Here is a 12,562-nt window from a genome sequence, read left to right on the forward strand (position 1 = left end):
TCACGGTCTTTGCATGTCTGGCTGCGCGGCCACTCATCGGGTGGCCGTGCGGCCTTCTTGCCATTGCGCGCCGCGCACTTCGATCTGGATGCTGTCGAGTACGGCATCGTCCCGGGGGCTGCGCAGCTCGAAGCGGTGTCGGCCGGGCGTGGGCGCCCAGTACCATTGGCGGGGATTGTGCAGTCCGTGCACGGGCTGGCCGTTGACGTGCCAGGTGATTCCGGCATCGCTGGTGCGCACTCGCACCAACTGATTGGCAGGTGGAATATCCGGATCCAGTGCGATGATGGTGGAATCGCTCGGCTCGAGGATGCGCGCGGTCATGGCGCCGTCAGCAGGCGCATCCATGGCAGAGGGCGCCAGCGCGAATGCATCCTGGGCGGTGCCAGGCAGAAACCATTCGTAGCGTGCGCTTTCCACCAGCGCTGACGTGGTGCCATCGGGTTGGAGGGGAGCATAGGTCACGACACGGCGTTCCAGCTCTTGCGGTGGTGTCGGTGCCTGGCTGGGCCGAAGGCGGTTGACGTAGGCGGCCACACTGGCCCATACGGGCGCAGCACCCGAGATGCCGCTGACATCCTGCATGGGACTGCCATCGGCGTTGCCGACCCACACGCCAATGGTGTGGTGTGCGGTGAAGCCGACGGTCCAGTTGTCACGCATGTCCTTGCTGGTGCCGGTCTTGACGGCGCTCCAGAAGCGCGTGGCCAGCGCGCTGTCGGTGCCAAAGGTCAGCATGCGCGCGTGGCGATCGGCCAGGATGTCGGTGACGATGAAGGCGGCCTGTGCGTCCAGCGCCTGGGCGGTCGCGGCGGGACGGTCGCTGCCGTCCGCTTGCAGTAGGCGCACCGGGTGGAGCGCTCCGCCGTTGGCCAGCGTGCGGTAGGCGTTGGTCAGCTGCAGCAGCGTCACATCCACCCCGCCGAGCGCGAGGCTGTAGCCGTAGAAGCCGGAAGGCTCCGGCAGCTCAAATCCCAGCGCGCGCAGCTGCTGCGAAAAGGCCTCCGGCGAGACCATGCGCAGCGCGCGCACCGCCGGGATGTTGAGCGAGCTGCCCAGCGCCTGTCGTACCGATACCCACCCCTTGTAGCCCAGATCGTAGTTCTCCGGTGCGTAGATGCCGTACTCGGTCGGGATGCGCGCAGGCGAGTCGTCGAGCAGGGACGCTGCGGTCAGGCGCCGTTCGGCGATCGCCTGCGCGTAGAGAAATGGCTTGAGCGTTGAGCCTGGCTGGCGCAGCGCCACGACGGCATCCACTTCGCTGGCCTGGCTCAGCGTGGCGCCGGAGGAGCCCACCCATGCCAGCACATTGCCACTGGCGTTGTCGAGCACAAGTACTGCGCCATCCTGCACGTTCTGGCCCTGCAGGGCTGCGAGGTGCTCGCGCAGCACGCGTACGGCGTGGCGTTGCAGGCCCAGATCCAGCGTGCTGGCGATGGTTCTCGGCAGCTGGGCCTGCGGCGCCTGCTCTCGCAGCTGGGCCAGGATCTGGCGGGCGAAATGGGGGGCAGGCCCTTCCATGGCCGCATAGTGGCGATTGCGCAGTGCCGCCTCGGTGTACAGCTGCAATGCCTTGCAGTCCGCTCCCCAGGGAGAGCTTGCCTGCTGCAGGATCAGGCAGGCGCGCTCGGCCACGCGCTCAGCCGTGGCATTGGGCGCGCGCAGCAGTGCGGCGGCGAGCGCGGACTCGCGCTGGTCCAGGCCACGTGGCGCCTTGCCGAACAGGCTGCGCGCCATGGCGTCAATGCCGATCAATTCCCCTCTGAATGGCACGAGGTTGAGATAGGCCTCCAGCACTTCGTCCTTGCGCCATTCCTGCTCCAGCGTGCGCGCTGACCAGAGCTGGCGCCATTTCTGGCCCCAGCTGCGACCACCCGGACGGGCGCGCAGTGCGTCATTGAGCAGTCCGGCCAGCTGCATGGTGATGGTCGAAGCGCCCCGGGTGCGGGTGTTCCAGAGATTGGACCATGCGGCAGCGCCCACGGCGCTCCAGTCGACGCCGCTGTGCGCATAAAAGCGCCGGTCCTCGGTGAGCAAGATGGCGTGCAGCAGCGCGGGTGAGGTGTCCGCCAGCGGTGTCCAGGCGCCGCGGCGGGCGGTGAAGTCGGTGCGCACGCGCTGAATGCGCTGCCCATTTCTGTCCAGCAGCCAGGCATCGGACGCATGAAAGTCCCGCTTGACCTGCTCGAACGACGGAAATTCCTGCGCCGCCACAAGCTGCGGCACGGCCAGCAGCAGCGCGGTGGCCACGCAGGCAGCGCGCCGATACAGCCAGGTGCGCAGCGAGTTCATGGGGTGGCGGGCAGGGCGCCAATGTTGAAGACGGGGTTGGGCACCTCGCCAAAGACCTGCTGCATGTACAACGCTTCCACCCGCGTGGGTGGAAGGGTGAACGTGCCAGGCTGGTTGAGTCGCACGGTGTAGCTGTAGCGCGTCTGGCCCTGACGGAGGTAGTCGAAGTACACGCGCATCATGTCCATCTTGCGCTCTTCCCAGGCAACGCTCCAATCGCGGCGACTGGCGTCGTCCGCCGTGGCGATGGCCGAGTCGCGTCCCAGGCCGCTGCCAAGGATGGTGCTGCCGGCCGGAATCGGGTCGGACAGCGCCGACAGGCCGGCTTCGCCCTGACTGTGAATCACGAGGTTGACGCGGTAAATGTCCCCGGCCTGCCACTGCCCGGGCTGCGCCTGCACGAGTGGTGTGATGGTCTTTTCGACGCGCAGGCCGGAAGAAACCGGCTGCGTCAGCGGCACGGCCGCCAGTGCGGAGATGGTCACCCAGGGCTTTCCGCTGCCCTGTTGCGTGATGCGCAGGCGCGAGGCGTTGTCGGGGTCACCCACTCTGGCAATGGCGTCGGGCCAGGCAAAATCCATCTGCAATCGCTCGGTGCTGGTGTTGGTGGGGCTGCTGACGCTGCCGCCTGCTTGTTCCTGCTGCGATGGCCATGCGCGCGTCTGCTGCGCAGCGCCCAGCTGCGCCTGCAGGCTGCCGCTTACCGGTTCGCGCTCATGCAGCTGGGCAAACCGGCGGATCGCCAGCTGGCCCCAGACATTGGCAGTGGTGGTGCTCCAGGCGCCGTCACGCTGGCGCGCCAGCAGACCGCTGGCCAGATTGCCGATGTCCTGCTGCCAGCCCGGCAGATCGGCGGTCAGGAGTACCAGCCGGGCGGCGTTGCTATCACCGTTTTGCATCATCCACCACCAGTCGTCGTTGCGTTCGGTGGTGAACAGCACCTGCGCGCCGGTCTGCAGGATGCGGCTGTGCAGCTGCTGCTCGACGGCGGTGAGTTTCTCGGCATGGCCGGGAAGCTGCGGCATTTGCTTGAGGATGCTCAGCCAGTCCAGCAACGCGTGGGTAGGCAGGCGCTGGGGCGCGATGGTCAACGGCTCCAGCATGCTTGGAGATGCCACGCCATGACCGGCCAGCGCGGCGATCAGCATCAGCTGCGTGACGGTGCGGTCCTGTCTGGGCGCTTGCGTGGGGCGATCCAGCCGACCCTCGACGACGCGCGTGAGTGCGTTGAGCATGCGCTGGCGGGTGGCTTCGTCCATGCGCATGCCTTCTTCACCCAGCGTGCCGAGCACGGCGTCGACGGCCAGCAGGTGTGCGGTCAGGTAAATGTTGCCACTATCCGGACGCCGGGGCGGGAAGTAGGCGGCCAGCCCGTCATCGTCGAGGTAATCGGGCAGGTCGGCCAGCACACCCTCCATGGCGGCCAGGTTCATCAGCCCGATGGCCTTGCCGTGGCGCTGTTCGATGCAGGCGTAGGGATACCAGCGCCACCAGCGCTGCAGGCCTGGCATCAGATCGCCGGCCAGGGATGCCTGCGCCTCGACGCGAACGCCGCCGCGACCCTCGATGGCACCAGCCGGCATGCCGACTTGCACGGCAATCGGTCCGGCAATCTGGCGCAGGCTGGCCTGACGCACGGTGACCGGAGTGCTCGGCACGATCGTCTGGGTGAGTGCCACACGATCAGCCGGAGCATCGGCTTGCAGTGCCGAGCCGTCTGCGGCAGTTGCGCGGGCCTGCAGGCGCCAGGGCTGGTTGGCTTGCGGCATGTCCAATGGCAGTGACGGGGTGGTCACGCGCCAGTGTAGGGTCTCCGCGGTGCCTGCGGCGATGGTGACGCGCTGAGGTGGCAGCGGCTGTTCGCCATGGCTGGCGCTGACCTCGACGGTCAGGTCCGCATCGCTGGCGTTGCGCAGCGTGAAGCGGGCGTCGTAGTCGTCGCCTTCGCGTACCACCGGCGGCAGGCCGCTGATGATCTGCAGATCTTGCGCGACGACCAGCGCGGTGCTGCCGGTGCCGAAATACTGCACACCCGCTTCGGCCACAGCCGTGGCCAGGAAGGTCGTGATGCTGTCGTTGATGGGGATCTGCACAGTGGCGCGGCCCTGGGCATCCAGTGGCACACGCGGCAGCCAGGCAAGCAGGGTGTCGAACAATTCACGCGTGGCCCCGTCGCCACTGCTGCCGCCACCGCCGCCTGCCGGTGCAGCCTTGCGGCCGTAGTGGCGCCGCCCTACGACTTCCATTTGCGCCGTGCTGGTCTGCACGGCCCAGCTGCGTGTCTGCATCATGGCTGCGAGCAGGTCCCAGCTGGGGTTGGGGGCCAGCTCCAGCAATGCCTGATCGACCACCGCCAAGGCCACTTCGCCATGGGCGGCGGGCGATCCGTCTGGCAAGGTGGCCTGGATGGTCAGCGAGGCCGTTTCACCCGTGGCGTAGCGGGGCTTGTCCGGGGTCACGCGCACGTGCAAGCGGTGCCCTTCGTGGCCCACGCGGATGGCCGCTACCCCAAAACGGTAGCTGGGCTTGCTCAGATCCACCATGGCAGTGGGCGGTGGTGCGTCCTCGCCGGTATCGGCGCGCCAGGCTCGCCACCAGACCACAGGGGATCGGAAGCCCCAGGTAAAGAAGCTATACCACGGCACTTCGCGCAGCCGTCCGCGCAGGGCCAGCACGCTGACGTAGATGTTGGGGCTCCATGCCTCGTCGACGCGCAGCGTAAAGCTTGGGTCGTCACCAGCGAGGTCCACGACATGGGTCTCGACGATGCCTTCGCGCTCGACGGCCACCAGGGCGGTGGCTTTGCGATACGGCATGCGCACCTGAAAGCGCGCGGTCTCGCCGGGTTGGTAGCTGGGTTTTTCGGCCAGCACGTCCATGCGGTCGGACGCTTCGCCGTCAAACCAGAGCTGTCCTTTGCGGGTCACCCAGACGCTGGTGGCGGCGGCAAAGCGACGTTGCCGTGCGTCACTGACCTCGGCGATGAGCTCGACCTCACCGGGCACGTCCAGCGTCAGCACGCAGTCAAAGCGGCCGGAAGCATCGCTGCGCCCCTCGCAGACGGTGCCCAGATCCTTGCTTTCGTAGTGGTGTTCGTACTTGTAGAACCCGCCGACCATGCGTTTGCGGCTTGTCAGCGTGGTGTGCGTACGGGCGCGCACTGTCACTGACGCCTGTGCCACTGGCTGACCGGACGGGGTGAGCGCGATGGTGCGTACGGGCAGCGGCTTGTCCACCGATATCCAGGAATCGGTCGACAAGCCAACCAGCGTATCCGCTGGCCACAGCGTATGCAGGCGTGTGAGGGTCTGCATTTCGCCGTTGGGATCGGAGAAGGTGGCCTCAACGCGCAGGTTGCGCGGCTGCGCGGCAGCGCCGTCGCGGTTTGCCTGGCTATTCAGTTCCTCGATTTCGAAGGTGACATTGCCTTGGGCATCCAATTTCAGGGGGTGTTTGTCCAGCAGCAGGCGCTGGGCGGGCGCGGCATCACCTGAGACGTCTCCGTCCGCAGTTCGTAAACGCGGTGCGGCGAATGTGTAGGCGGCATAGTCCGGGAATTGAATGGAGTGGGGCTCAAGCATGGCCGAGACCTGCACCGGCCAGTTTGCGGCCGGCCCGCCGCTGACATAGCCCAGATGCAGTTGCATCGGCAATGCCTCGGCGGCCGCGCCATCTGGTTCGCCGATCGGAGCGAGCGTGCCCTGCATGACCGGCAGGCGGAACTCCTCGACGCGAAAGCTCGCGGTCGTCACGCCATAGCGATGCGCGCCGCCGTGCAGCGTCACGCTGTAGCGCCCCAGTGGCGCGCGGCGCGGCAACTGCAGTTGCGAGGTGGCCAGTACGCCGCCGCCGGAGGTTGCGGACCAAGCCAGCGGCTGTTCGAACTCCCGGCCGCTGCCAAGGTGGCGCACGACCATGGTGTCAGGCAGTGCCGCGCTTTCCGGTGCCGGTGCGGCAAAGCCTTGCAGGCTTTGCTCGCGCACGATGTGCTTCATCGAGACGGTTTCTCCAGCGCGCAGCAGGGTGCGATCCAGCACCGTGTGGGCAACCGGTGCGTGCGCCCGCAGTTGGTAGTCAGTCGGGACGTTGAAGCGCCAGGATTCGATGCCGCGTTGCCAGTTGGTCCACACCAGCCCCAGATCCTTGCCGTCCTTGCTGCGGGCGCTGACCATGTATGCGCCATGATTCCAGTAGCGCATGCCCGCGCGACTGCATTCAGGAGCCCTTCCAGCCAGATCGTCGAAGCGGGCGATGCCTTGCGCATCCGTGGTAGCCGTCGCGACGATGCTGCCGTCACAGCGGTTGACCTGTACTGCAGCGCCAGCGACGGGCTGGCCGGAATCCAGCTCTGTGACCCAGGCCATGGCATTCTCTGCGCCAAGCTTGAAGTGCACGGCCAGGTTGGTGACCAGCACAGTGGTGCGGGCATACAGGGTGCGGCCTCCGCGATAGTCGGGGTCGAGCAGCGCCTGGCCCAGAACGGGAGAGGCGATCTCCAGCACCTGGAATCCAGGTTCCACGGGAATGCCGACGACCTCAGTGGCTCGGCGGTCTGGATTGTCACTGCTCGCAGGCAGTTGCAGCGTCTGTGCCTGGGGTTGTGCTTCCAGCAAGGACAGCATGCGCGCTTCGACCGCACGCGGCTGGCGGCTGGCGGCGCTTGGGTTGTGATACTCGGGCAGCCGTGGCACGCCCAGCTCCAATGCTTCGTCGCGCGCGACGTACTGGCCCGGGCGCAGGCGATCGGTGCGGAACATCCATTCGATGATGTCGGCATCGCTGTCCAGGCGCAGCACGCGCACGGGCAGCGGCGTTTCCACCGCGCGCAGCGTCACCGGCACCAATGGCTGCTGGCGGTAGCCTTCGGCAAAGCGTTCGATGACGGCGAAGTCGCCGGTGGCGAACTTCGCCAGCGGTGGCGCGGCGTCGGTGGCAACCTGCAGCGGAAACGATGCCGTGTTGTGCAGCGGCCGACCAGCGTCGTCGAGCAGGGATTCAGGCAGGGTGATCTGGAAGCGGGCCTGCTCCGGGAACGGGCCTTCGAAGCGGACAGCGGTGAATGTCTTGCCGGCGTGCTTGTCCGGCTCGGCCAGCCATTGCTCGGTAGTGATGGTCTCTTCGACGGAGTAACCCCAACGGTCCTGGATCAATGCCGTTGCGTGCCATTGCCGCTGGTCGGTGGCGAGAATGATCTGCGACAGCCATTGCATGGCTACAGGCGCGGAGAACGTCAGCTCCATCGGCAGGACCGGGATGCAGCCGCTGCTTGCCTGCTCGCGCTGGCAGGAAAAGGTGGCCTCGAACGGCGTGCGGACCGTATATTCAAACTGCTGGGGTGCGGAGGTTTTCAGGCCATTCGGCGCGGCAATGCCGCCTCCCCAGACCAGCTGGACCTTGCTGCCTGGGGTGAAGCGGCGCTGGCAGGCAAGCCCGACCAGCGTTTGCGCGTCTACCTCGTCACGCAGGTACGGGCGCTGCACACGCAGGATCTCCTGCGTCTGCTCAGCGGGCAGCATTTGTATGGCAATGCGTTCGCCCATGTCACTGGCGCTGCACCACGCATGGGCCTGGATCGAAGCAGGCTCGGCCGGGCCGCTTAGCTGCAGGATGAAATACTGCTGTTCGTCGATGCCGGTTGTATCCCAGGTCTCGGGAAGAATGTCCACAACACGTGGGCCGCCAGTATTGAAGTGATGCGTGAAGGGGGCCAGTGGCTGGCCGTTGAGGTCGCGAAACTGCGTATCCGGGGTAACGGTGCACGCAATGCCGCTGACCAGCGCGCTGGAGAAGTCGTAGACCCAGCGGCGCTCATCCACCCAGCGGCCAGTGCCTTCTGCGGTGTCATTGTCGCAACGCACCTGCACGGGTGCCGGCGCATCGGCCTGCCCGAGTGGCACTGCGGCCTCCTGCAGTGTGACGACCACCTGCGCGGGTTCGGCGACCTCGCCGCCTGGCGTGATGTTTTGTAGTCTGGCTGCCAGTGCGGGCGTGGCCAGTACGGCCGCAATGACGGGGACAGCGACGTTACGCAAAATGGCCATATCTGCACCACAGCAACTGCCGAAACATTGGACGCGCGCCATCGCTCGGCGGGCTGCCGGCGCACAGGTGCATTATGCGGGGGCAGCGCTGCTGTGCTTCAATTTGGGCGCAGGAGAACTGCTGCCATGGTGGGCCAGGGCAGCTGCTGCGAGGCCGCGCGCGCAGCTTATCCCAGCGACTTCAGTGCCAGGCGGATGCCTTCGCTGACGGGAATTGCCGCCGGCAATTTCTTTAGCGCCAGCTGCGCTTCCCGCTCAGAGTAGCCCAGGGCCAACAGGGCCTGAAGAATATCGTTGCGCTCGTCCGACAGCGGCTGGGCGGGGCCGCTGCCTGCAACGTCCGCACCGATCTTGCCCTTGAGCTCCAGCAACATGCGTTCGGCGGTCTTCTTGCCAATGCCCGGTACGCGGGTGAGCAGCGCTGCGTTCTGCTGCGCGATGGCATCGCCCAGATCGGTAACGCTGAGCCCGCTGAGTATTGCCAGCGCCGTTTTCGGGCCCAGGCCGGATACCTTGGTGAGCTCGCGAAACGCCTGCCGCTCCTCGTCCGTGGCAAAGCCGTAGAGCAGGTGTGCATCCTCGCGCACGACCAGATGGGTCAACAGCGTGACAGGCTCACCCAGCGCAGGCAGGGGGTAGTAGGTGTGCATGGAGACCAGCACCTCGTAGCCCACGCCCTGGCAGTCGATCACGATCAAGGGGGGGTGTTTGGCAACCAGGGTGCCGCGGAGTCGTCCGATCATGGTGTGGCGGAGAAATTGCAATAATGACGGCAGGCGCTGCCGTAACGGTAGCGCGTATTGTGTCCGTGTTTGTCTGCAGGAGCCCTTGCTTCGTGATTCTTCGCCATACTTTCATCCCCGCTAACAATCAGCGACTGGCCGCACTGGTCGGGCCCATGGAAGCGCATCTGCGCACCATCGAGGCGGCAACCCAGACCACCATTACGCGCCGTCACGAGTCCTTCAAGGTCGAAGGTGACAAGCGAGGCGCACAAAAGGCCATGGAGGTGCTGCAAGCGCTCTACGAAATGGCCCCGCGAGACATCTCTCCTGAGCACGTGCAGTTGATGCTTGCAGGCGATGCGCCGCTGCCCGAAGATGGCGACGGCGCGCTGCGCCTGTCGACGCGCCGCAGCGACCTGCGCGCGCGCACGCCAAACCAGAGCGTTTACCTCAGCCAGATTGCCGAGCACGACATTACCTTCGGCATTGGTCCGGCGGGCACGGGCAAGACCTATCTGGCAGTGGCCTGCGCCGTCGATGCACTGGAGCGCAACGCCGTGCAGCGCATCGTGCTGACGCGCCCGGCGGTGGAGGCGGGCGAACGCCTGGGGTTTCTGCCCGGCGATCTCACGCAGAAGGTCGACCCCTATCTGCGGCCGCTCTACGACGCGTTGTATGAGCTGATGGGCTTTGACCGCGTGCAGAAAGCGTTTGAGCGCAACGCGCTGGAAATCGCGCCGCTGGCGTTCATGCGTGGCCGTACCCTCAACAACGCCTTCGTGATTCTCGACGAGGCGCAGAACACCACACCCGAGCAGATGAAAATGTTTCTCACGCGTATCGGCTTTGGCGCCAAGGCGGTGATTACCGGGGATGTGAGCCAGATCGATCTGCCCAAGGGCGCACGCAGTGGTCTGCTAGATGCCAAGCAGGTGCTGCGCACCGTCAAGGGCATTGCCTTTACGCACTTCGACAGTGGTGATGTGGTGCGCCACCCGTTGGTGGCACGCATCGTGGATGCCTATGAAGTCGTACAGGCCGGAGCGCGCGCTGCTGCATCCCCAGCAGGCACTGGCGCCGCCTTGGCGCGCGATTGAGGAAGCGATGATGCGGCACATGACTTCTCTCTCATCCCAACTAGCGAATGGCCGGCGCTGCGTTGCAGGCGCATGGAGCGCGGTGTGCCTTTCCATTGCCGGCTGCGCCAGCCCGCAAGAGGCGACACAGCCACCTCCGCCATTGCCAGCTCCGCAGTCAATGCGCGCTGAAGCAACGCAACCGCTGGATGCGCCCCCCGTGCATGCGCAGATGTTGCAGCACTACCGCTGTGCGAACGGACAGCGACTGCAGGCGCTCTACACTGGCCTCGCCCAGAGCGCTGCCGCGCGCGCAGAGTTGCGTTATGCAGGGCACACGCAGGTGTTGGAGGCGGCTGCAGCCTCGCAGGGCCAACGCTTTTCGGCCACGACGCAGCAGGGGACGTACCACTGGTTGTGGGATGGGCGCGCATGGCATCTGACGGTGCAGGCTGCCGACGCCATTGCCAAGGAGGTGGATGTGCTGCGCGACTGCATTCCGCAAGGCAGCGCGCAGGCGTTGGATGGAGGTGACGCATGAAAGGCTTGCCTGCGCTGACGCTGTCGCTGCAGTTTGCCCGGTTCGACGGCGTGCAGAGCCATCGTGATGTCTTGCAGCGCCAGCGCGTCACACGCTGGATCCGGCATGCCCTCCAGGCGCCGGCGGAGATCACCGTGCGCATCGTCGACGCCGAGGAAGGCTTGGCACTCAATCGCGATTATCGCCATCGCGACTATGCCACCAACGTGCTGACGTTCGATTACGCGATCAGCCCTGTCGTCGTTGCCGATCTGGTGCTGACGGCACCCGTGGTCGAGCGTGAAGCGCGTGAACTGGGTATCTCCCTGCAGGCACATTACGCGCATCTGATCGTGCATGGAACCCTGCACGCACAGGGGTGGGACCACGAGACCGGCGAAGAAGACGCCGAGCGGATGGAGGCACGCGAAATCGAAGTCCTGGCAGGGCTTGGTTTCGACAATCCCTATGCGGGACGTTGAGCCGTCCCCGGCCGCTTGCGCTGGGGGCTGCACGATCAACGCTGATCTGCACAGCCACTCGACCGCTTCGGATGGCCTCTTGACACCCGCTGCAGTGGCGCAGCGTGCCCATGCCAACGGGGCTGCCATGTGGGCGCTGACCGATCACGACACGCTGGCTGGCCAGGCGCAAGCCGCCGCGCAGGCTGCGCTGTGTGGCATGCGCTACGTTTACGGCGTGGAGATATCGGCAGTCGCACTGGATACGCCCATCCATATCGTCGGACTGAACATGCGCACGGACTGCGCCGCGCTTCATGCGCTGCTGGCAGCCAATCGCGCAGCACGAGAGCGCCGTGCGCAGGAAATCCACAGGCGGCTGGCGCGTCTGGGCTTTCGTGGCGCCCTCAGCGGTGCGCGAGAACAGGCAGGCGCAACAGAAGTGCTGGCACGGCCCCATTTCGCGCGCTATCTGGTAGCCAGTGGTCAGCTTCCAAGTGTGCAGATTGCCTTCGAACGGCTGCTTGGTGACGGCAAGCCCTGTGATGTTCCCGTTCTGTGGGCGCAGGGCGAGGCGGCGATTGCTGCCATCAAGGCAGCAGGCGGCGTTGCGGTGCTGGCGCATCCGCTGGCGTATCGCCTCACGCGAGAGCAGATGCATGCACTGGTTGACTGGTTTGCCTTTGCCGGCGGTCACGCTTTGGAGGTCGTTTCGGGCTCCTGGGAGCAACCTGGTGATATTGATAGTCTTGTGCAACTGGCGAAAAAGCATGGGTTGAGTGCCTCCGGAGGCAGTGACTTTCATGGCGGCGCGGAGGCCAAGGTTGACGTGGGATGCGCGCGGCCCATTCCGCCGGGCATCCTGCCGGTGTGGCAGCATTGGTCGTGAACCGCGGCGCAGCGCCCACCACTGTCCTGGAGACGTTTCCGCGAAAAAGCATTAAGAAGGCGCGGATTTTTCATGCGGGGCGATCCCGGAAGTGCTATAGTCACGCCCTCTCGACGCCTGAGGCCAGATGAACTGGTTTGGGTGTTGAGGGGACGGCTTGGAGAGGAAGCTGCTGACGGAGAGGGAAGTTAGCGGTGGGAATCAAAAAGCTGTGCTATAGTAGAGGGCTTCGCTGCTGAGGCGGCTGGTTGGGGGTTTAGGGCTTCTGGCTGGTGAGCTGAAGAGGTGGTGAGGTTAGAAAAAGTTTTCGAAAGTTTGTTTGACTGAAGAAAACATTGTGCTATAGTAGAGGGCTTCGCTGATCGCGGCGAATGCTTGGTAAGAGACGGTTCATTAACAAATTACAGCCGATAAGCGTGGGCGTTTGGACAGAGGCTTTGCTTGCAAAGAGAGTGCTTTGGGTGTGCGAATAGCGTGCTTGGGGTGCTGCGAAGGCAGAGATGCCAAACGCTCATGCAAACAGAAGAAGAAGTGTGTAGGCCGAGAAGAGGTTGAGAG

The 12,562-nt window shown here is 65.4% G+C and carries 7 protein-coding genes; 4 read left to right on the plus strand and 3 right to left on the minus strand.

The genetic code is table 11. From position 1 onward, the window contains the following. Positions 1-33: 33 nt before the first annotated feature. The 3 genes from pbpC to ruvA all read right to left on the minus strand — a co-directional run bounded on the left by pbpC (position 34) and on the right by ruvA (position 9,076). The gene (pbpC, locus tag AAV94_RS14270) at positions 34-2,292 is read right to left on the minus strand and encodes a penicillin-binding protein 1C (RefSeq protein WP_084824955.1); all 2,259 of its coding nucleotides are present in this window, start codon (positions 2,290-2,292) and stop codon (positions 34-36) included. Next, a complete protein-coding gene (locus AAV94_RS14275; RefSeq protein WP_046742851.1) occupies positions 2,289-8,333 on the minus strand; it encodes an alpha-2-macroglobulin family protein in 6,045 nt (2,014 codons plus the stop codon). The genes pbpC and AAV94_RS14275 overlap by 4 nt, the downstream gene beginning before the upstream one ends. Before the next feature lie 167 nt (positions 8,334-8,500). Continuing rightward, positions 8,501-9,076, minus strand: a complete 576-nt coding sequence (gene ruvA, locus AAV94_RS14280) for a Holliday junction branch migration protein RuvA (protein WP_046742852.1) — start codon at positions 9,074-9,076, stop codon at positions 8,501-8,503. A gap of 92 nt (positions 9,077-9,168) precedes the next feature. Between ruvA and AAV94_RS14285 the strand changes: the two genes are divergently transcribed. The 4 genes from AAV94_RS14285 (at position 9,169) to AAV94_RS14295 (ending at position 12,004) form a co-directional block, all read left to right on the plus strand. Next, positions 9,169-10,155 (plus strand): PhoH family protein, encoded by a 987-nt coding sequence (locus AAV94_RS14285; RefSeq protein ID WP_046742853.1) that lies wholly within the window; start codon positions 9,169-9,171, stop codon positions 10,153-10,155. A 160-nt stretch (positions 10,156-10,315) separates the two neighbouring features. Continuing rightward, complete coding sequence (locus tag AAV94_RS15120) at positions 10,316-10,675, plus strand: MliC family protein (RefSeq protein WP_052755076.1); 360 nt, start codon at positions 10,316-10,318, stop codon at positions 10,673-10,675. Then, positions 10,672-11,136, plus strand: coding sequence for an rRNA maturation RNase YbeY (ybeY, locus tag AAV94_RS14290; protein WP_046742854.1), 465 nt, complete (start codon positions 10,672-10,674; stop codon positions 11,134-11,136). The genes AAV94_RS15120 and ybeY overlap by 4 nt, the downstream gene beginning before the upstream one ends. Then, the gene (locus tag AAV94_RS14295; protein WP_046742855.1) at positions 11,123-12,004 is read left to right on the plus strand and encodes a PHP domain-containing protein; all 882 of its coding nucleotides are present in this window, start codon (positions 11,123-11,125) and stop codon (positions 12,002-12,004) included. The genes ybeY and AAV94_RS14295 overlap by 14 nt, the downstream gene beginning before the upstream one ends. Positions 12,005-12,562: the final 558 nt, after the last annotated feature.

It is taken from the genome of Lampropedia cohaerens (genome assembly GCF_001005215.1).
GTDB classification, from domain to species: Bacteria; Pseudomonadota; Gammaproteobacteria; order Burkholderiales; family Burkholderiaceae_C; genus Lampropedia; species Lampropedia cohaerens.